Origin of the sequence: Pseudomonas mucidolens, assembly GCF_900106045.1 — a bacterium.
Classification (GTDB): Bacteria; Pseudomonadota; Gammaproteobacteria; order Pseudomonadales; family Pseudomonadaceae; genus Aquipseudomonas; species Aquipseudomonas mucidolens.
In genome coordinates, this window is sequence record NZ_LT629802.1 from 806205 (window position 1) to 830289 (window position 24085).

The window sequence follows — 24085 nt, forward strand, 5'->3', positions numbered from 1 at the left end:
CGAAGGCGGACGTCCAACACTAGCAGGCCGTAGAGTTTCACCCGACATTCTTCGGGCATCACGCGTGACTCGGGGTTCAGGCGTAACAGGTTTTAGTGTGGTATTTATGAAATACCACACTAGGGCTTACTTGATCGCAGTAGTCGATGCAGTTGTTATTTTGAAGTCGATTCTCATCTCCAGATCATCTCGGTTGTCCACCCATTTGACAAATTGATCGTGGGGTCCTGTGCAGGTCTGGTTGAACTGCTCGGGGATCGAGATACTGATCTGACTGGTACTGGGTTTGCCCAGGGTATTGCAGGACAGGCGCTGGGTCTTGGAACTCTCGCTGCTATTGTAGGTATAGCTGCCTGACCCCAGCAATTGGTACGCACGGCCGTTGGTGCCTACTTTGTACTCGATATCTGGCTTCTGATCGTCGGGTTTGGTCTCGATGAGAGAGACGAAGGTGAGCTCCTTGCTGGCATAGCTCGGCAATGTATAGACCAGCTGTCGGGTGGGGGGCAACATGCACCAGGCGCTGTTACCCGGGTGCGGTTCGCACGCTGGGTAAAGTTCCTTGTCGACAATCACGCCAGCGTTTGTGGATTGGTTTTCCACAGTTAGAGCGGCGCTGAACGCGGCGAATGGCACTATGGCCAGCGATACGAATAAAATGTTCTGGATCACGATGTTCTCCTCGGCGGTATCAACAAGGGGTGCCACACGAGGAGTCTGTAAACAGATCCATTGAGACATCGGCATCGGTAAATACATGATGGCTGTGACGCAGGAGCGTCCCAGGGTTACATTAAACAGCGTAGTTCATGATTACCCAGCTGTTATAAAATCCACTTGAGCAAATATGATGTCATGCTCAGATAGTGCGTCAGCCACGTTGAATCAGGTCTTGTTGGGCATTCGTCCGCGCATCGGCGAGCGGCTCGGCGAGTTGAAAGGAGCTGTCTCTGCTTATTCTTCGGGTGAAGTTTGAGCGCAGTAATCAGCTTGCAATAGTGTTCGAGCTCAACGTTCTGCGACGCTGCCTTTTCGATTGTAATTCGCCACAAGTAGCGGCGCCCTTCGAGTTTGATTCCAGGCAGTCAAACCCCTTGCCACAGACCCGTAATCCGGCAAGTCTGGCGAAAAACCACAGGGTATGTTGATGACAGGCAGGTTGATCTATCTCATCGGACCTTCCGGTTCGGGCAAGGACAGCCTGTTGGATGCCGCGCGTGCGCGCTTGGCCGCGCGCGGCTGTCGCATTGTGCAACGGGTTATCACGCGCTCGGTGCAAGCGCTGGGCGAGGCGGCGCAAGGCGTGAGCCCGGCGCAATTCGCCGCGCTGCAGGCCTGCGGTGCGTTTGCCCTGTGCTGGCAGGCGAATGGCTTGTCCTATGGTATTCCCCGGGAGATCGACGATTGGCTGGCGGTGGGGGAGGATGTGTTGGTCAACGGCTCCCGGGGCCACCTGGCGCAAGCCCGCCTGCGTTACCCGACGTTGCAGGTGGTGTTGCTGACGGTGGACGCTGGCGTATTGCGCCAACGCTTGTTGGCGCGGGGGCGGGAGTCGCCGAGCGAAATCGAGGCGCGCCTGGCGCGCAACGCGCAGTTCGGTGAGCGTCTGATGGCAACCGCCGGTGTACACCTGCTGGATAACTCCGGCCCGCTGGAGCATACCGTCGAACGCTTGCTTGCGGCGCTCGCCGACGGTCATTGTGCCCGCGCCTGAGCGGGCGCTCAGGTTCAGGCATTCACCGCCGCGGCGGCCTTCGACACACTCATGAAGCGCAGCAGCGCTACTAACGGGAAGGCGCTGCCGATTACCACCACCGCCAACCAGCCACCGTACTCATACACGCTGCTGGCGATGGCCGAGCCGAACGCACCGCCGATAAAGATGCTGGTCATATACAGCGCGTTCAAGCGGCTGCGACTGTTGGCGTCGAGGGAGTAGATCGCACGTTGGCCGAGGACCATGTTCATCTGCACGCAGAAGTCCAGGACCACGCCGGTGACGGCCATGCCGATCACGCTATAGATCGGGTGGACCAACGCCGGCAGAAAGCTCAGCGCCGCCACCATGATCGCCAGCCACGAGGCCCGGTGAGTGTGGCCGGCGTCGGCCAGGCGCCCGGCAATTGGCGCGGCTATGGCACCAATCGCGCCGACCAGGGCGAAGATCGCGATCTGGCTCTGGCTCAGGCCATGGTTGCGCACCAGCTCCAGCGGTGCTGCGCTCCAGAACAGGCTGAAGGCGGCGAACAGGCAACCCTGGTAAAACGCGCGTTGGCGCAATAGCGGTTGCTGGCGTAGCAAGGTACTCAGCGAGCGCAACAACTGTCCGTAGCTGGCGCGATGGTCCGGCTGGCGCCTGGGAATCGTCAGCAACAGTACGACACTGATCACCGCCATCAGCGCTGCCGCCGCGATGAACATCGCCCGCCAGCCGAAGTGATCGGCGACCACGCTGGATATCGGCCGCGCCAACAGAATGCCCAGCAACAGGCCACCCATGATGCTGCCTACCACCCGACCACGGGAGTCAGCCGGAGCCAGGTGCGCGGCCAGCGGAATCAGGATTTGCACCGACACCGAACTGAAGCCGATCAGCAATGACACCAGCAGGAACAGGTTCGGTTGTTCAATGAGGGCGGCGCCCAACAGGCTGGCGATGGACACCACGGTAGTGGTGATCATCAGTTTGCGGTTTTCCAGCAAATCGCCCAGCGGCACCAGGAAGAACAGGCCCAAGGCATAACCGACCTGGGTCAGGGACACGATCAGGCTGGCCATGGCCGGTGTCAGGCCGATGTCCGGGGCGATCATTTCGATGATCGGCTGTGCGTAGTAGAGGTTGGCGACGATGGCGCCGCAACAGAACGCAAACAGCATCACCATGCCTCGGGTCATGGTGCCGGGATGGGAGGCGTTGGAAATCGCTGTCATGGTTCGCTCTTTAACGCGGGGGAGGATGGCGTGAAAGGTTAAACGCTCGGCGAGGCCGGGGATAGACCGCTTGTGCTGATTTCACTCATGTCCGGGATTGATGGCTGAGTCATGGAGGGACCGTTCCCACCCGTGCGGGAACGATCAATCCTCAAGGGTTTTACTGCCCGTTGTAGATCTGGTCAAACACCCCACCATCGTTGAAGTGGGTTTTCTGCACGGTGCGCCAGTCACCGAAGGTTTTTTCCACCGACAGGAAATCGACTTTCGGGAAGCGGTCGGTGTACTTGGCCAGCACCGCCGGGTCCCGTGGGCGCAGGTAGTTGTTGGCGGCGATTTCCTGGCCTTGCGGCGACCACAAGTATTTCAGGTAGTCTTCGGCGGCGCTGCGGGTGCCTTTTCGCTCGACCACCTTGTCGACCACCGACACCGGTGGCTCGGCTTCGGCGGAAACGCTTGGGTAGACCACTTCGAACTGATCCCGCCCGAACTCACGGGCAATCATTTCCGCTTCGTTTTCAAAGGTCACCAGCACGTCGCCGATCTGGTTGGTCATGAACGTGGTGGTAGCGGCACGGCCGCCGGTATCCAGCACGGGCGCTTGCTTGAACAGCTTGCCGACAAATGCCTTGGCTTTGTTCTCGTCACCGCCGTTTTTCAACACATAACCCCAGGCCGACAGGTAGGTGTAGCGCCCGTTACCAGAGGTCTTCGGGTTGGGCACGATGACTTGCACGCCCTCTTTGAGCAGGTCTGGCCAGTCTTTCAGCGCCTTGGGGTTGCCTTTGCGCACGATAAAGACGGTGGCGGAGGTGAACGGCGCGCTGTTGTTCGGCAGGCGAGTGACCCAGTCGTCTGGCACCAGGTTGCCGTTGTCCGCGAGGGCATTGATGTCGGTGGCCATGTTCATGGTGATTACGTCAGCCCGCAGACCGTCAATCACCGAGCGCGCCTGTTTGCTCGAACCACCGAAGGACATTTGCAAGGTGAGCTTGTCGTCCGGGTGTTCGGCTTGCCAGTGTTTCTGGAAGGCGGCGTTGTAGTCCTTGTAGAAGTCGCGCATGACGTCGTAAGAGACGTTGAGCAAGGTGGTCGATGCGGCTTGCGCAGCGCCAGACAGCGTCAGGGCGGCGGCCAGGAGAGAGGCGCTAACGAATTTTTTCACTGCTCATTCCTTGCTGTTGGTAAAGGTTGCCAATTCAGTGCTGGCTTATAGCCTCGGACTATAGCCGCAGCACCATAGACGCTTAAAGATTAAAAAGAACTTTGCTTATTCCACTTTCTTGTACAGCCCATTTCCACAACGTGAGCAAAAGGCGGCGTTGGGTTCGTGGTTGTTTTTCTTGCACACCGGGCAGTCATGCCGCAGTTGGTCGCCGCGCATGGCGTTGGCCAGTTCAGCGGTAAAAATCCCGGTGGGCACGGCGATGATCGAGTAACCGGTAATCATCACCAGCGACGAGATAACCTGGCCCAGCGCGGTTTTCGGCACGATGTCGCCAAAGCCCACGGTGGTCAGGGTGACAATGGCCCAGTAGATACCCTTGGGAATACTGGTGAACCCATGTTCCGGCCCTTCGATCACGTACATCAAGGTGCCGAATACCGTCACCAGGGTGCAGACGCTGACCAGGAACACCACGATCTTCTGCTTGCTGCCCCGCAGCGCCGACATCAGGTAGTTGGCCTGCTTGAGGTAAGGGCTGAGCTTGAGCACACGGAAGATTCGCAGCATGCGGATAATCCGCACGATCAACAGGTATTGGGCGTCGCTGTAATACAGCGCGAGGATGCTGGGGACGATGGCCAGCAAGTCCACCAGTCCGTAAAAACTGAAGGCATAGCGCAGCGGCTTGGGCGAGCAGTACAGCCGCAGCCCGTACTCGACGGCGAAGATGAGGGTGAAGCCCCATTCGATGTAGGCCAGCACGTTGGCGTAGTTCTGGTGGACCGCGTCGATGCTGTCGAGGATCACCACCACCAGGCTGGAGAGGATGAGCAGCAGCAGGGTGCTGTCGAATCGGCGTCCGGCCACCGTGTCGGTCTGGAAAATTATCACGTAGAGCCGCTGGCGCCAGTCGTTCTTGCTGTGCATGGAGTTCGCCTGAATCAAGTATCGGGCAAGCCTAGGGGGATTCGAACGGGCTGTCCATGTTGGCGCTGGGCATCATGCGCACCGTCGCGCGCGCCAGCCAACAGGCGAGGATAAACGGCGCGGTGAGGGCCGCCAGGTGCAAGGCGGCGAAGCCTGGCGTCAGCAGGATTGCCAGGAAGATGCCGCAGAGCGGCGGCCAGGGTTGCCGCCGCAGTTGGCTGAGCGCCACTGCCGCGAGCGCCGGATTATAGCTGTGCAGGCCAAGCAGGGCGGCGGGTGCGTCCGACTGCAAGGCAAACAGCACGCCGACGCTGGCGCCGATCAGCGCCCAGAACGCCGCGCGACGGTTGGCCAGCAGCAGACCAAGGGCGATCAGCAGGCCGGCCAGCGGCTGATCCAACAGAATGATCTGGCCGAGACCGGTCAATGGCGCGCCAAGCAATGACCCGGCATCGACGGTTATCGCCGTTGGCGCCGACGCCGGGCTGGCACCGAGCAGCAGCCAGCCCAACCCGACAAAGGGCGCGGTGTAGGCGGGCAGGTTAGTCGGATTATTCGCACGTTTGAGCCATTGCCGTGTGAGGATCGCGCTCAACCCGCCGCACGCCAGGATCAACGGTGGTAACAGCGCCGACCATGCGCAGTGTTGGCTGATCAACAAGCCGAGCAGTACGCCGTTATAGCTATAGAGTCCGGCCTGGCGCTCGGCCTTGGGATAGTCCCGGCGTTGGGCCGTGATCAAGCCGGCGATCCCGCCCAGGAGCGCACCGCCGAGCAACTGCGGAGCGCAGAGCAATATCGCCAGCAGACAAAGCAAGCCACACACAGGGTGACGTTGCAGGAAGATCTGGCTGAAACCGTTGAGCACGGCTTCGGCCCAGTCGGGGCAGGATGGATTGGGCATGGTGGGTGAGTCAGTAGGACCGAGTTGCCCCCATCGCGAGCAAGCCCGCTCCCACACTTGACCCTGTTCGCGGATCAATGGGGGGAGCGGGCTTGCTCGCGATGAGGCCCTGGCAGGCGCTAAATCAACGTTTCGATACGCAACGAGTTGGTCGAACCTGGCTGGCCGAACGGCACGCCCGCCGTGATCACCAACGTATCGCCGCGCTCTGCCATCCCTTGGGCCTGGGCAATTTCCAGTGCCGTGGAACACACCTCATCGACTTGTCGCAAGCGGTCATTGACCACCGAATGTACACCCCAGGCCACGCTCAAGCGGCGGGCGGTGCAGAGGTTCGGTGTCAGGTTGAGGATCGGCACCGCCGGGCGCTCCCGCGCTGCGCGCAGCGTGGAGGTGCCGGACTCGCTGTAGTTGACCAGCACTGCCACCGGCAGAATGCTGCTGATACGGCGGATCGCGCAGCTGATGGCGTCGGACACCGTGGCATCGGCCTTGGGCCGGCTGACATCGAGTTGGGTCGCGTAGTCCGGACCGTTCTCTACCTGGCGGATAATTTTGCTCATCATCTGCACGGCCTCCAGTGGGTATTCTCCCGAAGCGGTTTCCGCCGAGAGCATCACTGCGTCGGCGCCTTCGGCCACGGCGTTGGCCACGTCGGTGACTTCGGCGCGAGTCGGTGCGGGCGAGAATCGCATGGATTCGAGCATCTGCGTGGCGACGACCACCGGTTTACCCAGCTGGCGGCAGGTGGTGATGATGTCTTTTTGAATCTGCGGCACGCTTTCGGCCGGGACCTCTACGCCCAGGTCACCTCGGGCGACCATGATCGCATCACTCAACTCGGCAATTTCCTGCAAACGTTGCACGGCCGAGGGTTTCTCGATCTTGGCCATCAGGAAGGCTTTGTCGCCGATCAGATCGCGGGCTTCGCGAATGTCTTCCGGGCGTTGCACAAAGGACAGCGCGACCCAGTCCACACCCAACTCCAGGCCGAAACTCAGATCGCGCCGATCCTTGGCGGTCAATGGGCTCAGCTCCAATAAAGCCTGTGGGACGTTTACACCTTTGCGGTCGGACAGTTCTCCGCCATTGAGTACGGTGGTGTCGATGGCGTCGTTGTATTTGTGGGTGACTCGCAGGCGCAGCTTGCCGTCGTCCAGCAGCAGGTCCATACCTGGTTCAAGGGCCGCGATGATTTCCGGATGGGGCAGGTTGACCCGCCGCTGATCACCGGGCGTCGTATCCAGGTCCAGGCGCAAGGCCTGGCCACGCACCAGTTGCACCTTGCCCTCGGCAAAGCGGCCGACCCGCAGCTTCGGCCCCTGCAAATCCATGAGGATGCCCAGGGGATAGTTCAGTTGCCGTTCGACCTGGCGAATCCACGCATAACGCTGGGCATGATCGGCGTGGTCGCCGTGGCTGAAGTTCAGGCGAAAAATGTTGACCCCAGCCTCGACCAGATCGCGGATGTCATCAATGTCGTCGGTGGCAGGCCCCAGGGTGGCGAGGATTTTGACTTTCTTGTCAGGCGTCATGTTCATTGCTCTCGAGCACCAGGATGGCGCGGAAGTCGTTGACGTTGGTGCGGGTCGGCTCGGTGATGATCAACCCGTCGAGGGCCGCGAAGTAGCCGTAGCCATTGTTGTTGTCCAACTCATCGCTGGCCGACAGGCCCAAGGCTTCGGCGCGGGCGTAGCTGGTCGGCGTCATGATTGCGCCTGCGTTGTCTTCGGAGCCGTCGATGCCGTCGGTGTCACCGGCCAGGGCGTAGACACCGGGCAGGCCTTTGAGGCTGTCAGTCAGGCTCAGGAGGAATTCGGCATTACGTCCGCCGCGGCCATTGCCGCGCACGGTGACGGTGGTTTCACCGCCGGACAGGATCACGCAGGGCGCCGCGAGTGGCTGAGCGTGTTGCACGATTTGCCGGGCGATGCCGGCGTGGACCTTGGCCACGTCCCGCGCTTCGCCTTCCAGGTCGCCGAGGATCAGCGGACTGAAGCCGGCCTGGCGGACTTTGACCGCCACGGCCTCGAGGGATTGCTGCGGGCGCGCGATCAACTGGAAATGACTGCGTGCCAGGCACTGATCGCCAGGTTTGACGGTCTCGGATTCCGGACTCTGCAACCAATCGCGTACAGCCGCCGGGACCTCGATCTGGTAACGCTTGAGGATTGCCAGCGCCTGTTGCGAGGTGCTCGGATCGCCGACGGTCGGGCCGGAGGCAATCACGCTGGCCTGGTCGCCCGGTACATCGGAAATCGCATAGGTGTAGACCGTCGCCGGCCAGCTGGCCTTGGCCAGTCGGCCGCCCTTGATGGCCGAGAGGTGCTTGCGCACGCAATTCATCTCGCCAATGGTCGCGCCGGATTTGAGCAGGGCTTTGTTGATGCTTTGTTTGTCAGCCAGGGTGATGCCCGCGGCAGGCAGCGCCAGCAGGGCCGAACCGCCGCCGGACAAGAGGAAGATCACGCGATCGTCTTCATTCAGGTTGCTGATCAGTGCCAGTACGCGCTTGGCCACGGCCTGGCCCGCAGCATCCGGTACCGGGTGCGCGGCTTCCACCACTTCGATTTTTTTGCACGGCGCGCCGTGGCCATATCGCGTGACGACCAGGCCCGAGACGTCGCCTTGCCAGCAGTTTTCCACCACCAGCGCCATCGCCGCCGCCGCTTTGCCCGCGCCAATCACGATCACACGACCGCTACGGTCGGCGGGCAGATAGGGCTCAAGGACTTGCCGGGGATGGGCGGCGTCGATGGCTGTGGCAAACAGCTCACGGAGCAAGTGTTGCGGATCGACCGACATAAGTGGGCTCCCGGAGAATGCTTGTTATTAGATGTGAGACTTGGAACCGAATCAAAATGTGGGAGTGGGCTGGCTCGCGATGGTCTTGCATTCAACATCCATGTTGACCGCTACACCGCTATCGCGAGCCAGCCCGCTCCCACATTTTGATCGCGTTCCAAAGGCGGATCGCAGGCGTACTTACTTGTCGCGAATCGAGAAGTTCGCCATATGCTCCAGCCCCTTGATCAGCGCCGAGTGGTCCCAGTTGCCGCCACCGAGCGCGTTGCAGGTACTGAAGACTTGCTGGGTGCCAGCCGTGTTGGGTAGGTTGATTCCCAGTTCCTTGGCGCCGGCCAGGGCCAGGTTCAGGTCCTTCTGGTGCAGGTTGATGCGGAAACCGGGATCAAAGGTGCCCTTGATCATCCGTTCTCCATGCACTTCCAGAATCTTCGACGAGGCAAATCCCCCCATCAGCGCTTCACGCACCTTGGCTGGGTCCGCACCGTTTTTCGAGGCGAACAACAACGCTTCGGCCACGGCCTGGATATTCAGGGCGACGATGATCTGGTTCGCCACCTTGGCGGTCTGGCCGTCGCCGTTGCCGCCCACCAGGGTGATGTTCTTGCCCATGCTCTGGAACAGCGGCAAGGCGCGCTCGAAGGTGCCCGGTTCGCCGCCGACCATGATGCTCAAGGTCCCGGCCGTGGCGCCGACTTCTCCCCCGGACACTGGCGCATCGAGGTACTGCGCGCCGGCCTGGTTGATTTTTGCAGCGAAGGCTTTGGTGGCGGTCGGCGAGATCGAACTCATGTCGATCACCACTTTGTTCGGTGACAAACCTGCGGCAACGCCGTCTTCGCGGAACAGCACGTCATCGACCTGCGGGGTGTCAGGTACCATGACGATGATGAACTCGGCTTCCTGAGCCACCTGCTGCGGGGTGGCCAGGGCCACGGCACCGGCGGCGATCAGTGGCTCAGGCGCCTTGCCGTGATGTTCGGAAAGAAACAGTTGGTGACCTGCTTTCTGCAGATTGGCGGCCATGGGTTGACCCATGATGCCGGTGCCGATAAATCCGATTTTAGCCATGGAGAAATCCTCTTTTTATTAGTTGTGCAGGTCTGGCGCTGCCCCCTGTGGGAGTTGGCTTGCCTGCGATAGCATCACCTGGGTATGCCTGATGCATCGTGGTGTCCGCATCGCAGGCAAGCCAGCTCCCACAGGTTTTTATGGTGTGGCTTAGATCGCGTTGTGGGTCTTGAGCCAGCCAAGGCCGGCTTCAGTGGTGGTCAGCGGCTTGTACTCACAGCCAACCCACCCCTGATAACCCATGCGGTCCAGGTGTTCGAACAGGAAGCGGTAGTTGATCTCGCCTGTTCCCGGTTCGTTACGCCCTGGGTTGTCCGCCAATTGGATGTGGTTGATCTGCGGCAGGTGCGCGGCCATGGTCCGGGCCAGATCGCCTTCCATGATTTGCATGTGATAGATGTCGTATTGCAGGAACAGGTTGGCGCTGCCCACTTGCTCGCGAATCGCCAAGGCCTGGGCGGTGTGGTTGAGGTAGAAGCCCGGGATGTCGCGCGTGTTGATGGCTTCCATCACCAACTTGATGCCCACCGCTTGCAGTTTGTCGGCGGCATATTTGAGGTTGTCGACGAAAGTCTTCTCCACGACCGCCTCATCGACGCCTTGTGGACGGATGCCCGCCAGGCAGTTGATTTGAGTATTGCCCAGCACTTGGGCATAGGCGATCGCCAGGTTGACCCCGGCGCGGAACTCCTCGACCCGATCCGGGTGGCAGGCCAGGCCTCGTTCACCCTTGGCCCAATCGCCGGCCGGCAGGTTGAACAGCACTTGAGTCAGGCCGTGGGCGTCCAGTTGTGCCTTGATTTCGGCAGAGCTGAACTCATACGGGAACAGATATTCCACGCCGCTGAAACCAGCGTCGGCTGCAGCTTTGAAGCGAGCAAGGAAATCCTGTTCGGTGAACAGCATGGACAGGTTGGCGGCAAAACGCGGCATGTGAGTCTCCTCAAAAACGTCAACGTTCCCGTGCACAACCACGGGAACGCACACTCTTTAATCCAGCATCATCAATCGAGCAGTGAAATCGCGGTAGGGGCGTCGTTGCCCACCAGCGCCAGGTCTTCGAATTCGTTGACGGCGTTGATTTCGGTGCCCATGGAAATGTTGGTCACCCGTTCCAGAATAATCTCAACGATCACCGGTACCTTGAACTCTTCGATCATTTCCTGGGCGCGGCGCAATGCCGGCTGGATCTGGCCCGGTTCAAATACACGCAAGGCCTTGCAGCCCAGCCCTTCGGCGACTGCTACGTGGTCGACGCCATAACCGTTGAGTTCCGGCGCATTGAGGTTATCGAAGGACAGTTGTACACAGTAGTCCATTTCAAACCCGCGCTGCGCCTGACGGATCAGTCCCAGGTACGAGTTGTTCACCACCACGTGGATATACGGCAGCTTGAACTGCGCACCCACTGCCAGTTCTTCGATCATGAACTGGAAGTCGTAGTCACCGGACAATGCCACCACTTTGCGGCTCGGATCAGCCTTGACCACACCCAACGCTGCCGGGATGGTCCAGCCCAATGGACCGGCCTGGCCGCAGTTGATCCAGTGCCGAGGTTTGTAGACGTGCAGGAACTGCGCGCCGGCAATCTGTGACAGACCGATGGTGCTGACGTAGCAGGTGTCTTTGCCGAACACCTGGTTCATCTCTTCGTACACCCGTTGCGGCTTGACCGGCACGTTGTCGAAGTGGGTCTTGCGGTGCAGGGTGGCTTTGCGCTGTTGGCAGTCGTTGAGCCAGGCGCCGCGGTCCTTGAGCTTGCCGGCGGCTTTCCACTCACGGGCGACTTCGATAAACATCGTCAGTGCTGCACCTGCGTCGGAAACGATACCCAGGTCGGGGGTGAATACGCGACCGATTTGCGTAGGTTCAATGTCCACGTGGATGAATTTTCGACCTTCGGTGTAAACCTCGACCGATCCTGTGTGGCGGTTGGCCCAGCGGTTGCCGATGCCCAGCACCACGTCCGACTTGAGCATTGTGGCATTGCCATAGCGGTGCGAAGTTTGCAGACCGACCATGCCCACCATCAGCGGATGATCGTCGGCGATGGTGCCCCAACCCATCAGCGTCGGGATCACCGGGATACCCGTCAGTTCGGCGAATTCCACCAGCAGTTCGCTGGCGTCGGCATTGATCACGCCGCCACCGCTGACCAGCAGCGGGCGCTCGGCTTGATCCAGCATGGCGAGGGCTTTCTCGACCTGGACACGGGTCGCCAGCGGCTTGGCCAGGGGCAGCGGCTGATAGGCCTCGATATCGAACTCGATCTCGGCCATTTGCACATCGAATGGCAAGTCGATCAGCACCGGACCCGGACGGCCGGAGCGCATTTCATAAAAGGCCTTCTGGAACGCATACGGCACCTGGCCGGGTTCCAGCACGGTGGTCGCCCATTTGGTCACCGGCTTGACGATGCTGGTGATGTCGACTGCCTGGAAATCTTCCTTGTGCATACGCGCTCGTGGTGCTTGCCCGGTGATGCACAGGATCGGAATCGAATCCGCCGAAGCGCTGTACAGGCCGGTGACCATGTCGGTACCCGCCGGACCCGAAGTACCGATGCACACGCCGATATTGCCGGCCTTGGTGCGGGTGTAGCCCTCGGCCATATGCGAAGCGCCTTCCACGTGGCGAGCGAGGACGTGATCGATGCCGCCGACCTTGTTCAAGGCCGAGTACAACGGGTTGATCGCAGCGCCCGGAATGCCAAAGGCGGTATCGACCCCTTCACGGCGCATCACCAGGACGGCGGCTTCGATTGCTCTCATTTTGCTCATGGTTTTGGTGCCTCTTGCGTTTTGTAATTGTATACAAGTGGTGTTGCTTTGAAGTGTATTCACGGCGAGCGGCACAGGTCAATCCATTTCGTACCCGGGCCATTACGTTCGTCGGAAGGCTTTCAAGCGCGTTTATTTCGACGTGTGGTGCATATGTTTAGAAATATTGTATACAAAAAATAAATCTATTGTGTTCTATTTGTTGTATTGAGTTTTTCCAATAACAAAATAAGGACGGCACCCATGAGCGCTCTAACCTTGAACGTCGCAGTCAACTTGGCCAGCCAGGCGATCGCTGCAGGTCGCACCCTCTCGACCGCACCACTGACTATTGCGGTACTCGACAGCGGTGGACACCTGATTACCTTGCAACGTGAAGACGGTGCCAGCCTGCTGCGCCCGCAAATTGCCATCGGCAAGGCGTGGGGTGCGATTGCCTTGGGCAAGGGCTCACGCCTATTGGCGTTGGATGCGCAGCAGCGGCCGGCATTTATTGCGGCGTTGAACAGCCTGGGGCAGGGCAGTGTGGTGCCGGCGCCGGGTGGCGTGCTGATTCGGGATCAGGCCGGGCGCGTGATGGGGGCGATCGGGATCAGCGGCGATACGTCGGATATTGATGAGCAGTGCGCGATCAGTGCGATCGAAAGCCTGGGATTGCTGGCGGATGCAGGAGTGCCTGCTTGAGGTATCTCACCCTAACCCTCTCCCCAAGGGGGCGAGGGGACTGACCGACGTATGCGGATGAATTTTGCGACCTGAACCATCGCGTCGATTATGGATTCAGTGTCGCATGTTCAGGTCGCCGCAGTTGCCCGATATCCCCCAATCGGCTCCCTCTCTCCTCTGGGGAGAGGGCTGGGGTGAGGGGCGGATCCAGCGCCGGACACACCATTCAAAGATCCCGCTCGCACCCCTTCAACACCAACCGGATAATCGTTTGTGCCGCCGCTTCGTAATCCGCCTCATCCAGTTTGGTCTTGCCGGTCACCGCCGAGATCTGCCAGTCGAAATCGGCATACGTCTGGGTTGCGGCCCAGATGCTGAACATCAGGTGGTTGGGATTAATCGCGGCAATCAGCCCACGATCCACCCAGCTCTGGATGCAATCTATGTTGTGCTTGGCCTGCGCGTTAAGTTGCTCGACCTGCTCGGCGCTCAGGTGTGGCGCGCCGTGCATGATTTCGCTGGCGAACACTTTCGAGGCAAAGGGCAGGTCGCGGGAGATGCAGATTTTCGAGCGGATGTAGCCGCTCAACACTTCCTTGGGGTCGCCATCCGGGTTGAAAGGCGTGGAAGCGGCCAGGATCGGCTCGATGATGCTTTCGAGCACCTCGCGGTAGAGGTTTTCCTTGGACTTGAAGTAGTAATAAACGTTGGGTTTGGGCAGCCCGGCCTTGGCGGCGATGTCGCTGGTTTTGGTCGCGGCGAAGCCCTTGTCGGCAAACTCCTCGCTGGCAGCTCGCAGGATCAGTTCTTTGTTGCGCTCGCGAATGGTGCTCATGGACCAGAGGGTTCCTTGCCGAAACAGGCGGTTGCGCATGGTAGCACCGGCTATCCGCGAGTCTCAAGAATGTGCCCGCGACACGCCGCGCCGCGCTATGCTCGCGCATATTTCTTCTGAAGGACACCTGATTCATGGCAGGAAGCAGCTTGTTGTTATTGATCGATGACATCGCCGCCGTGCTCGACGACGTGGCGTTGATGACAAAAGTGGCCGCCAAGAAAACCGCCGGCGTGCTTGGAGACGATTTGGCGCTCAACGCCCAGCAAGTCTCGGGTGTACGTGCCGAACGGGAAATTCCGGTGGTATGGGCGGTGGCCAAGGGCTCGTTCGTCAATAAGCTGATCCTGGTACCGGCCGCGCTGCTGATCAGCGCCTTTGCGCCGTGGGCAGTGACGCCGCTGTTGATGCTGGGCGGTGCTTATCTGTGTTTCGAAGGATTTGAAAAGCTCGCCCACAAATTCCTGCACAGCAAGGCTGAAAAACAGGCCGAACATGCCCAACTGGTCGAGGCGGTGGCTGATCCCGCGACGGACTTGGTGGCGTTCGAGAAAGGCAAGATCAAGGGCGCCATCCGTACTGACTTCATCCTTTCGGCGGAAATCATCGCCATCACCCTGGGCACGGTGGCCGATGCGCCGCTGATGCAACAAGTGATCGTGCTGTCGGGCATTGCCATTGTGATGACGGTGGGGGTTTATGGCCTGGTGGCGGGTATCGTCAAGCTGGATGACCTGGGCCTGTGGCTCACCCAAAAGCCGGGCCAGATAGCGCGCAGCATCGGTGCCGGGATTCTGCGGACTGCGCCGTACATGATGAAAAGCCTGTCAGTGATTGGCACGGCGGCGATGTTCATGGTTGGCGGCGGAATTCTCACCCATGGTATCCCGGTGGTGCATCACTGGATCGAGACGGTCAGCCAGAGCATTGGTGGAATCAGCTGGCTGATGCCGACATTGTTGAATGCGGTGGCCGGAATTATTGCCGGGGCGTTGGTATTGGCGGTGGTCAGTGTGCTCGGTAAAACCTGGAAAGCCCTCAAGACTTGAGGTCTGTCGCGATGAAAAAAGGCCATTCAATCGAATGGCCTTTTTTATGTTTGGGGATTACTCGGCTATCTGCAGTTTGCGCGATTCGCTGTACACGTAGCGCACTTTCTCGTACTCGAACGGCGAGTTCAACTGGCCGTAGCGGAAGCTGGTCTGGTAACGCTTGTCCACCGCGCGCAGGCCCCAGACTTCCGGGTGGTTGGAGCTGACCTCGGACACGTTGAGGAAGTTGATCTGCGACTCGGCACCGTAGTCGACGAGCAGGCCGCCGGTATCCCGCAGGTTCGACGGGCCAAGGATCGGCAGCACCAGGTAGGCGCCGCCGGGCACGCCGTAGAAGCCCAGGGTCTGGCCAAAGTCTTCGCTTTGGCGAGGCAGGCCCATCGCCGTGGCCGGGTCCCACAGGCCCGCGACCCCAAGGGTGGTGTTTACCAGCAGGCGGCCGGTGGTTTCGAGAGAGCGATGTCCCTTGAGTTGCAGCAGGCTGTTCAACAGGTTGGGCACATCGCCCAGGTTGTTGAAGAAGTTGCTGACGCCGGTGCGCAGGAAGCTTGGCGTGACGTAGCGATAACCCTCGACCACCGGCAAGAATACCCATTCGTCGAACCGGTAATTGAAGTGGTACACCCGACGGTTCCACGACTCCAGCGGGTCATAGATGTTAAGGGCGTTGAGGCTCGATCGCTCGAACTCGCGCTGATCCAGGCCGGGGTTGAATTTGAGTTTGCTCAGGGGCTGCTTGAAGCCATCTTCGTCGACCACGGTCGGCGTATGGGCTTCGCTGTTGTCGGCATTAACCACGCCTGCGCACATCAAGGCAGCGAGAAGCAGGAAGAATTTAGCCACGGAAGAACTCCAGCATGGCGTCGGCGTTGACGCGGTAATTAAGGTTGCCGCAGTGGCCGCCAAACGGGTAGACGGTCAAGCGATCGCCGAAAGTTTTACGCAGGAAGCCCAAGTCGCCGGGGCCGAGGATCACATCGTCGGCGTTGTGCATGACGGCAATTTTCGGGCTGTCGTGGAGGTAATCCTTGAGGGCGTACAGGCTGACCTGGTCGATCAGTTGCAACAGGCTGCCGCCGTCGGTGCGGGCGCGCCACATCGGGATCACTTGTTCGGTGAGGTAGCAGTCGAAGTCGCATTGCAGTGCACGCTTGAGGAACGGCGTGAGGCTGGTGCCTTCGGTGATCGGGTATTTCGGCGGGATGATCAGGCCGCGGCGGTTGATCAGGTCCGAGGTGAAGGCAATGTCGGCTGCCGAAAAGCGGAACGAGGTGCCGATCAGCATCGCCATTTGCTCGTTGCTCAGGTGCTGCTTGGAACTCTGGAAGTCGTAGAGCAGCGCGTCATTGAGGTCGATGTGACCTTTTTCCTGGAAGTAGCGGGTCAGCTTGTTCAGTACCAGCTCGTAGAACGTGGTGCTGTTGTTGATGCCCTTGACCTCGGTCTGCACCAGCTTGTCGAGGTTGGTGATCGAGGTGTAGAGATTGACCGGCGGGTTGAGCAGCAACACTTTCTTGAAGTTGAAGCTGCGTCGGGTTTCGTCCAGCTTGCTGACGAAGGCCGCGTCCAGCGCACCCAGGCTATAACCGGTGAGGTAGAAGTCGGTGACCGGCAGGGTGGGGTTTTGCGCACGCACAGCCTGCATCACGCGGTACATGTCTTCGGCGTCTTCCTGGGTGATGCCGGGGGTGGCGAAACGCGAGGCGGCACTGATGAAGTCGAAGCTGGTGGGCGACGACAGCTGAACGACATGGTAGCCAGCCTTGTAATAGAGTTTTTTCAGGTATTCGTTGATGCTGCTGTCAAAGCGCGCGCCAGTGCCGGCGATCAGGAAAATCAGCGGCGCTGCCCGGTCCTGCTTGGCGATGCGGTAGGTCAGCTTTTTCACTGACCAAAAATTGTCGGGCAGGCTGAATGCACGCTCCGGACGCATGGTCAGGTCGTAGTCGGATTGGTTGATGTCGTCGACGGACGGCAAATCCGGCCGCAGGTCCGGTGGCGTGGTGGCGATGGTCGCTTCGAACGGATTGGTCAAAGGATAGCCATAGCTGGCCGGGTCGACGTCGACTGCCAGTGCTGACGCACTCAGAAAAAGGCCGCCCAGGAGGGCAACACAGCGCAAGGAACGGAGCATGACTAAATCCCTAAAGAGGAAACGTGCTGAATGAAGTTCGCAGGCTATGACCACCGCGTTGCAGCCGAAGTGCCAGCCTTCGGCACGAAAATTCGGATAAAAACGTAGGAGTCGGGGTAATAGTAGTTAGACGATACACGTTGGGACGCGTAACTGAACACTTATCTGCGCACAAACCTTGCCAACGGCAACCGGACGATTAAGCTGAGCGCCGTTTTTGCCTATCGGAGCACCCTATGTCCCGCCGTTTGCCGTTGATTGTGCTGCTCGTCGCCTTGCCCTTATGGCTGGCCGCCAGTTATGCCGCCCGTTATGGGTTTATGGAGCACGGTCAATGGGTTGGCATTTGCGCGGATGAAGCCAGTCGCTGGGAGTGCCAGGTACGGGCGAAGCTGGGTTTGATGATTCATTTCAAGGTAATGGGCTGGGCCGCGTTGATCACCGCAGTGCTCGGTTTTTTGTTGCCGGGGCGCGCCGGTTGGGGCCTGGCGGTACTGGCGCTGGCCTTCGGATTACCGGCGCTGGCTTTGTACAACACCAGTTATGCGGTGTTTGCGCTGGTGATTGCAGGCTTGCGCCTTGTCAGGGCGCAACGGGCTGCATGACTGAGCATTAACCTGTGGGCGCGTCAAACCTACGCACTCGCAGGCAACGCCACAAGGCCGCAACCATCAGCACACTCACCAACGCCCAGCCCCAGGCCTGTTGGTTCAGCAAGCCTTCACGGTACAACTGTGGTGCGATGCCGGCACCGATAATGAAAGTCAACAGGGCAATCTCCCGGCGTGGCCCGCTGACCGGGCGCAGCAGGTACACCAGTGCCGGCAACAGCAGGGCCGCGCTGGGGAAGCTGCGATAACGCGGATCAAACACCAGCGCCAACATCATCACCGCAGCGGCAAACCCGGCGATCGCCACCCACCAGCCGGCGCGCTGCTCCAGCCAGGTGAAGCAGCGTCCGCGCCAACCCTGGCGCGTACTCAGTGCGAGGGCGGCGTGAGCCAGCACCAGCAGGTTCAGCGCCATCAGCAGGCCGGCCCAGATCCACTCATCGGTGAAGCGTGCGGTCACGCGGCTCAGTTCGGCCCAGGAGCCCATCGAGCCCGCGGCTACTGCGCCCAGCAGCGGCAACAACAAGGCCGCGCGGGTGCCGCGCACACGACCGCCGAGCAGCAGCGTAGCCAACACGATTATTCCGCCCAGGCCCAGCCAGATAGGCCAGTACGGCACATTGGTCACCGGTCCGGCCAAGATGCCCTTGTCCTGGCGATCGGCATCGAACAGCCCCCAATAGCCGCCGACCGCTCCTTCGCTGGCGCGTTTCCAGGGCTGGTCAAAGGCTTCTATAAGGTTGTACTGCCAACCATTGGCTTCGGCCATTGCGACAAACCCGCGAATGAACCTGGCTTCGTTGACCCGGCTCGGCAGCGCGGTCTCGCGCTGGCGGCCTTCGCTGGGCCAGCCGGTTTCGCCGATCATGACATCCTTGGGCGCGAAACGATTGCCGAAGGTCTGACGGATATCGCCGACATGCCGCAGGGCCTGGTCAATGCCCGCCGGGTCATCTTCCCAATAAGGCAGCAGGTGGATGGTCAGGAAGTCCACGGCCGGGGCAATCTCCGGATGCTGCAACCAGAACTCCCACACGTCGGCATAGGTGACGGGCTGCTGGATATGACGCTTGACCTTTTCAATCAGCCTCACCAATTGTGTCGCGGTGATTTCCTTGCGTAACAGGGTTTCGTTGCCGACGATCACCGAGGTGACCACGTCTGCGTTGGCGTTGGCCGAGGCAATCAGCAAGTCGACTTCCTTGGCGGTGTCCACCGGGTTGCGGTTGACCCAGGCACCCATCATCAGCTTCAGGCCGTGCTTGCGCGCCAGGTCCGGCAACGCTTCAAGACCGGTCATGGAGTAAGTGCGTATACACTCAAAGCGCGTAGCCAGCAGTGCCAGATCGGCGTCCATGCGCTCGGGACGCAACTTGAGCGGCTGGTCAAAGGGTGATTGGTCCTTGTCGAAGGGCGTGTAGGATGCGCAGTGCAACTTGTGCGAGGCGCTGGCGACATCCGGCAATGCCACCGGTTGGCCGAGGCCGTACCAGTAACCAATGAGGGCGAACAGGCCAAGGGTCAATGCGAATAAATAAGGCAGGGCAGGGAAGCGGGCAGTCGCTGGCATGGTCAGGCCGTCTGGGGGCGAAGCCGCGCATCTTACCTGTATTTGCGTATTTTCAGGGGGCGCGTGCGGTTGATATGCAAGGTCCCGGCGGATTCTCCCGGCGTTTTTTGCTGGATGGCGTTGCTGGCTATGTGATGTCGTTTCTTGCTTACCTGAGGTCGTAGTCAGAGCAGGTCGTCGGTGGCTGCAGGTTGATTATCGAAGTGCACCACATAACAACAGGTTGACGTCGCTCGGCATCCGTCGAGCGCAGCACTTTCGGGGAAGCACTATGAAGATGCGACGACTCTTGGGTGCAGCTGCCACGCTGGTAGTTGCGATGAGTTCCACACTGGCTAGCGCCGACAGCAAGACGCTGAGCATCGGCTATGTGGATGGCTGGTCGGACAGTGTCGCCACCACCCATGTGGCGGCCGAGGTGATCAAGGCCAAGCTCGGTTATGACGTGAAACTGCAGGCGGTCGCCACCGGGATCATGTGGCAAGGCGTGGCCACCGGCAAGCTCGACGCGATGCTCTCGGCCTGGCTGCCGGTGACTCACGGTGAGTACTGGACCAAGAACAAGAGCAAGGTGGTCGACTACGGCCCCAACTTCAAGGACGCCAAGATCGGCTTGATCGTGCCGGAATACGTCAAGGCCAAGTCCATTGAGGACTTGAAGACTGACACCACGTTCGAGAACAAGATCGTCGGTATCGATGCCGGCTCGGGCGTGATGCTCAAGACCGACGAAGCCATCAAGCAATACGGTCTGGACTACAAGCTGCAAGCCAGTTCCGGCGCCGCGATGATTGCCGAATTGAGCCGTGCCGAAGTTAAGAAGGAATCCATTGCGGTCACCGGCTGGGTACCACACTGGATGTTCGCCAAGTGGAAGCTGCGTTTCCTTGACGATCCAAAAGGGATTTATGGTGCTGCCGAGACCGTCAACAGCATCGGCAGCAAGGACCTGGAAAAGAAAGCGCCGGAAGTGGCCGCGTTCCTGAAGAAATTCCAGTGGGCCTCGAAAGACGAGATCGGTGAAGTCATGCTGGCCATCCAGGAAGGCGCCAAGCCGGATGCCGCCGCCAAGGATTGGGTTGCCAAGCACCCTGAGCGTGTCGCCGAGTGGACCGCCCCATAACCCCGCGGTAACTGTAGGAACGAGCTTGCTCGCGAAGAACGCCAGAGTACCGCGGTCATCCAGGATGAACGCGTTATCGTCGGCGTTTCTCGCGAGCAAGCTCGCTCCTACAGCTTTTTCTCATCCTCGCTAAGCTCGCTCTAAGACTAAGGTCGTCTGGAACCTGTGCCGAAGCCGCATAAAGTGGCTACTGTTCCAATAATAAAAAGCTGTGCTGCGAGGATAAAAACAATGAACGACAGCATTTACCTCTCGATTCAAAACAGCCCGCGCTTCAAGGAGCTGGTCAGAAAAAGGGAAAGATTCGCCTGGATTCTCTCGGCGATCATGCTTGGGTTGTACGCCGGATTCATCCTGTTGATTGCCTACGGACCGCACTTGTTGGGAGCCAAGATCAGCCCCGATTCGTCGATTACCTGGGGAATCCCGCTCGGGGTCGGCCTGATTGTCTCGGCCTTTGTTCTGACAGGCATCTATGTTCGACGCGCCAATGGCGAATTCGACGACTTGAACAATGCGATTCTCAAGGAGGCTGCGCAATGATCCGTCGTCTATTGGCTGTACTCGGCGCTTCGTTCTTTGCTCCTGCCGTCTGGGCAGCGGAAGCATTGACCGGCGAAGTCCAGAAACAACCGCTCAACATCCCGGCGATTGTGATGTTTGTCGCTTTCGTCGGCGCCACACTGTGCATCACTTACTGGGCTTCCAAGCGCAACAACTCGGCGGCCGATTACTATGCGGCCGGCGGCAAGATCACCGGTTTCCAGAACGGTCTGGCAATTGCCGGCGACTATATGTCGGCGGCGTCTTTCCTGGGGATTTCCGCGCTGGTATACACCTCCGGTTACGATGGCCTGATCTATTCGATCGGCTTCCTGGTGGGCTGGCCGATCATCCTGTTCCTGATCGCCGAGCGCCTGCGTAACTTGGGCAAGTACACCTTTGCCGACGTGGCGTCCTATCGTCTCGGGCAAACCCAGATTCGCAGCTTGTCGGCCTGTGGTTCGCTGGTGGTGGTGGCGTTCTACCTGATCGCACAGATGGTCGGCGCGGGCAAGCTGATCCAACTGCTGTTCGGTCTCGACTACCATGTCGCGGTGATCCTGGTCGGTATCCTGATGTGCCTGTATGTGCTGTTCGGCGGCATGCTGGCGACCACCTGGGTGCAGATCATCAAGGCGGTGCTGCTGTTGTCCGGTGCCTCCTTCATGGCGCTGATGGTGATGAAGCACGTCAATTTCGACTTCAACATGCTGTTCTCCGAGGCGACCAAGGTTCACGCCAAGGGTGAAGCGATCATGAGCCCGGGTGGCCTGGTGAAGGATCCGATTTCGGCGCTTTCCCTGGGACTGGCGCTGATGTTCGGCACCGCAGGCTTGCCGCATATCCTGATGCGCTTCTTCACCGTGAGTGACGCCAAGGAAGCGCGCAAGAGCGTGTTGTACGCCACTGGCTTCATTGGTTACTTCTATATCCTGACCTTTATCATCGGCTTCGGCGCGATTCTGCTGGTCAGCACCAACCCGGCGTTCAAGGACGCGGCAGGCGCTCTGTTGGGTGGCAATAACATGGCGGCGGTGCATTTGGCTGACGCGGTGGGTGGCAGTATCTTCCTGGGCTTCATCTCGGCTGTGGCGTTTGCCACCATCCTCGCGGTGGTTGCCGGTCTGACGCTGGCCGGTGCTTCCGCAGTGTCCCATGACCTGTATGCCAGCGTGATCAAGAAAGGCAAGACCAACGACAAGGATGAGATTCGCGTCTCGAAGATCACCACCATTGCCCTGGCGGTGCTGGCGATTGGCTTGGGCATCCTGTTCGAAAGTCAGAACATTGCGTTCATGGTCGGCCTGGCGTTCTCCATTGCCGCGAGCTGTAACTTCCCGGTGTTGCTGCTTTCCATGTACTGGAAAAACCTCACTACCCGTGGCGCCATGATTGGCGGCTGGCTGGGCCTGGTCAGTGCCGTCGGCCTGATGATCCTCGGTCCGACCATCTGGGTCTCGATCCTGCATCATGAAACAGCCATCTTCCCGTATGAGTACCCGGCGCTGTTCTCGATGATCATTGCGTTCATTGGTATCTGGTTCTTCTCCATCACCGACAAGTCGGCGGCGGCGGAGAAAGAGCGTGCGCTGTACTTCCCGCAGTTTGTGCGTTCGCAGACTGGCCTGGGAGCGAGTGGGGCGGTTAACCACTGAAGGTGTAGCTGAACAAGAAATGCCCTGGCCGAAAGGCTGGGGCATTTTTTTGCCTGGGGTTTTGGGTGGCCGGGTCATTGCTTTCGCGAGCAAGCCCGCTTGTACACATTTGACCGAGTACATCCTTTGGAGTGCGGTCGAATGTGGGAGCAACTGTCTTCACCATGCCATTCGTCACCGCCACTCAGTGCCATCTCGCAACATGGCATTGAGCCTAATCAGCAGTACACGCATGCAGGCGATGAGCGCGACCTTCGCGCTCTTACCTCGCTCTCGAAGGCCTTCGTAGCGTGCCTTGAAGTCGGGCTGATGGCGGATTACAACCCAGCAGGACATGTACAGAGCCCGTCTGACACGGGCTCTGCCTCCATAGATATGTCGCTTCCCGCTGTGATTACCGCTGTCGTCGTTCAAGGGCGCGATACCTGCCAAGGCCGCAACCTCACGGCGATCAAGCTCACCTAGTTCGGGCAGATAAACCAGCAAACTCGCGGTGGCAACCGTACCGATACCTTTAACAGAGATGAGCCGCTGGGCTTTTTCTGCGTCCAGTTCGTGCATGCTCTGATTGATGGCCTTATCAAGTTGCCTGATTTGCGTTTGCAGGAAGTGAATATGGCCTTTGATCAGCGCAATAACGGCTGGTAGCTGGGCTTGCTGAAGACGGCGCTTATTGTCGTCTCGTTGCTGAACGAAATGCTCGCGCTGCTGAACCAGCTCGCGGAGCGCTTCACGCTCAGGCGAAATAACCTTGCTGCTTGAGGCATTCAGCACTTCAGCAAAGTCTGCTAGAACGGCCGCATCAATAGCGTCAGTCTTCGCATTCTTGCCCATCGCCACGGCAAAGGATCTGGCTCGGCGAGGATTGACCCTGAGCACCTTGAAGTTTGCGCCTTGCAGAGCCGCCATGGCATTACGCTCATAGCCCCCGGTGGCCTCCAGCAAAATCAGACTGACTTCAAACTGACTCAATCGTCGAATCAGCTCAAGAAATCCTTCTGAAGTGTTTGAAACATCGAAACCTTCGCTCTGTGGTTTAACCCAGACGACAAGGTTTGATTTTGAGATGTCGATACCGACCCAGGAAATCATGGCAAAACCCTCTTACACTCAGATGTGAGAGTGCTCTGGCTTTGCCCACGCTTGTGATTTCGAGTGGCTGCTCGTCCAACTGTTCGGGCTTGTAGGCCAGAGTGGAAAGGTGGATGGCAGCTCGGCTCCCACACGTGCTTTGAGCACCGCGGACTTGCAGCTTGCCATCCACCCCTCTCACCCCAGAGTTTATTCCTAGATCAAGACACAAGCGGGCT

22 protein-coding genes are annotated in these 24085 nt (G+C 59.5%); 7 read left to right on the top strand and 15 right to left on the bottom strand.

All coding sequences use genetic code 11. From position 1 onward, the window contains the following. Positions 1-126 precede the first annotated feature (126 nt). Positions 127-672, bottom strand: a complete 546-nt coding sequence (locus BLU75_RS04025; protein ID WP_090221373.1) for a hypothetical protein — start codon at positions 670-672, stop codon at positions 127-129. 475 nt (positions 673-1147) lie between these two features. Here BLU75_RS04025 and phnN point away from each other — a divergent pair, with 475 nt between their 5' ends. Next, positions 1148-1714 carry a phosphonate metabolism protein/1,5-bisphosphokinase (PRPP-forming) PhnN gene (gene phnN, locus BLU75_RS04030; protein ID WP_084380822.1) on the top strand — a complete coding sequence of 189 codons (567 nt, stop codon included), beginning with the start codon at positions 1148-1150 and terminating at the stop codon, positions 1712-1714. Positions 1715-1728: 14 nt separating this feature from the next. On the opposite strand, the gene BLU75_RS04035 is transcribed toward phnN, so the two are convergent. From BLU75_RS04035 to gcl, 9 genes are all read right to left on the bottom strand, one after another. Next, positions 1729-2931, bottom strand: coding sequence for an MFS transporter (locus BLU75_RS04035; protein ID WP_084380799.1), 1203 nt, complete (start codon positions 2929-2931; stop codon positions 1729-1731). 160 nt (positions 2932-3091) lie between these two features. Next, entirely contained in the window at positions 3092-4096 is a 1005-nt protein-coding gene (locus BLU75_RS04040; RefSeq protein ID WP_084380800.1) for a sulfate ABC transporter substrate-binding protein, read from the bottom strand. Between the two features lie 105 nt (positions 4097-4201). Beyond that, positions 4202-5026: an ion transporter gene (locus BLU75_RS04045; protein WP_084380801.1), complete on the bottom strand. Its 825-nt coding sequence runs from the start codon at positions 5024-5026 to the stop codon at positions 4202-4204. A gap of 31 nt (positions 5027-5057) precedes the next feature. Continuing rightward, the gene (locus BLU75_RS04050) at positions 5058-5930 is read right to left on the bottom strand and encodes an urea transporter (protein ID WP_084380802.1); all 873 of its coding nucleotides are present in this window, start codon (positions 5928-5930) and stop codon (positions 5058-5060) included. Positions 5931-6049: 119 nt separating this feature from the next. Next, positions 6050-7465, bottom strand: coding sequence for a pyruvate kinase (gene pyk, locus BLU75_RS04055; protein WP_084380803.1), 1416 nt, complete (start codon positions 7463-7465; stop codon positions 6050-6052). Further along, complete coding sequence (locus BLU75_RS04060; RefSeq protein WP_084380804.1) at positions 7455-8735, bottom strand: glycerate kinase type-2 family protein; 1281 nt, start codon at positions 8733-8735, stop codon at positions 7455-7457. Before BLU75_RS04060 ends, pyk begins: the two co-directional genes overlap by 11 nt. 180 nt (positions 8736-8915) lie before the next feature. After that, a complete protein-coding gene (locus BLU75_RS04065; RefSeq protein WP_084380805.1) occupies positions 8916-9806 on the bottom strand; it encodes a 2-hydroxy-3-oxopropionate reductase in 891 nt (296 codons plus the stop codon). A 150-nt stretch (positions 9807-9956) separates the two neighbouring features. Further along, positions 9957-10739 (bottom strand): hydroxypyruvate isomerase, encoded by a 783-nt coding sequence (gene hyi / locus BLU75_RS04075; RefSeq protein ID WP_084380806.1) that lies wholly within the window; start codon positions 10737-10739, stop codon positions 9957-9959. A gap of 71 nt (positions 10740-10810) precedes the next feature. Then, positions 10811-12586 carry a glyoxylate carboligase gene (gene gcl / locus BLU75_RS04080; protein WP_084380807.1) on the bottom strand — a complete coding sequence of 592 codons (1776 nt, stop codon included), beginning with the start codon at positions 12584-12586 and terminating at the stop codon, positions 10811-10813. A 243-nt stretch (positions 12587-12829) separates the two neighbouring features. On the opposite strand from gcl, the gene BLU75_RS04085 reads away from it, so the two are divergent. Further along, positions 12830-13270 carry a GlcG/HbpS family heme-binding protein gene (locus BLU75_RS04085; RefSeq protein WP_084380808.1) on the top strand — a complete coding sequence of 147 codons (441 nt, stop codon included), beginning with the start codon at positions 12830-12832 and terminating at the stop codon, positions 13268-13270. A 208-nt stretch (positions 13271-13478) separates the two neighbouring features. On the opposite strand, the gene BLU75_RS04090 is transcribed toward BLU75_RS04085, so the two are convergent. Then, positions 13479-14087, bottom strand: coding sequence for a TetR/AcrR family transcriptional regulator (locus tag BLU75_RS04090; RefSeq protein ID WP_084380809.1), 609 nt, complete (start codon positions 14085-14087; stop codon positions 13479-13481). Positions 14088-14221: 134 nt separating this feature from the next. Here BLU75_RS04090 and BLU75_RS04095 point away from each other — a divergent pair, with 134 nt between their 5' ends. Next, positions 14222-15136 (top strand): DUF808 domain-containing protein, encoded by a 915-nt coding sequence (locus BLU75_RS04095; RefSeq protein ID WP_084380810.1) that lies wholly within the window; start codon positions 14222-14224, stop codon positions 15134-15136. Between the two features lie 57 nt (positions 15137-15193). On the opposite strand, the gene BLU75_RS04100 is transcribed toward BLU75_RS04095, so the two are convergent. Together BLU75_RS04100 and BLU75_RS04105 are read right to left on the bottom strand one after the other, a co-directional pair. Then, positions 15194-15982, bottom strand: a complete 789-nt coding sequence (locus tag BLU75_RS04100) for an MlaA family lipoprotein (RefSeq protein ID WP_084380811.1) — start codon at positions 15980-15982, stop codon at positions 15194-15196. Then, positions 15975-17273 (bottom strand): serine/threonine protein kinase, encoded by a 1299-nt coding sequence (locus BLU75_RS04105; RefSeq protein ID WP_084380812.1) that lies wholly within the window; start codon positions 17271-17273, stop codon positions 15975-15977. Before BLU75_RS04105 ends, BLU75_RS04100 begins: the two co-directional genes overlap by 8 nt. Positions 17274-17509: 236 nt before the next feature. Between BLU75_RS04105 and BLU75_RS04110 the strand changes: the two genes are divergently transcribed. Further along, a complete protein-coding gene (locus BLU75_RS04110; protein ID WP_084380813.1) occupies positions 17510-17878 on the top strand; it encodes a hypothetical protein in 369 nt (122 codons plus the stop codon). Between the two features lie 7 nt (positions 17879-17885). On the opposite strand, the gene BLU75_RS04115 is transcribed toward BLU75_RS04110, so the two are convergent. Beyond that, positions 17886-19454, bottom strand: coding sequence for a glycoside hydrolase family 17 protein (locus BLU75_RS04115; RefSeq protein ID WP_084380814.1), 1569 nt, complete (start codon positions 19452-19454; stop codon positions 17886-17888). A 271-nt stretch (positions 19455-19725) separates the two neighbouring features. Here BLU75_RS04115 and BLU75_RS04120 point away from each other — a divergent pair, with 271 nt between their 5' ends. From BLU75_RS04120 to BLU75_RS04130, 3 genes are all read left to right on the top strand, one after another. Further along, positions 19726-20577 (top strand): glycine betaine ABC transporter substrate-binding protein, encoded by an 852-nt coding sequence (locus BLU75_RS04120; protein WP_084380815.1) that lies wholly within the window; start codon positions 19726-19728, stop codon positions 20575-20577. 231 nt (positions 20578-20808) lie between these two features. Beyond that, a complete protein-coding gene (locus tag BLU75_RS04125) occupies positions 20809-21120 on the top strand; it encodes a DUF485 domain-containing protein (protein WP_084380816.1) in 312 nt (103 codons plus the stop codon). Further along, positions 21117-22775 (top strand): cation acetate symporter, encoded by a 1659-nt coding sequence (locus BLU75_RS04130; RefSeq protein WP_084380817.1) that lies wholly within the window; start codon positions 21117-21119, stop codon positions 22773-22775. Before BLU75_RS04125 ends, BLU75_RS04130 begins: the two co-directional genes overlap by 4 nt. Before the next feature lie 174 nt (positions 22776-22949). Here BLU75_RS04130 and BLU75_RS04135 read toward each other — a convergent pair whose 3' ends face one another. Continuing rightward, positions 22950-23867, bottom strand: coding sequence for an IS110 family transposase (locus BLU75_RS04135; protein ID WP_084381955.1), 918 nt, complete (start codon positions 23865-23867; stop codon positions 22950-22952). Between the last annotated feature and the right edge of the window lie 218 nt (positions 23868-24085).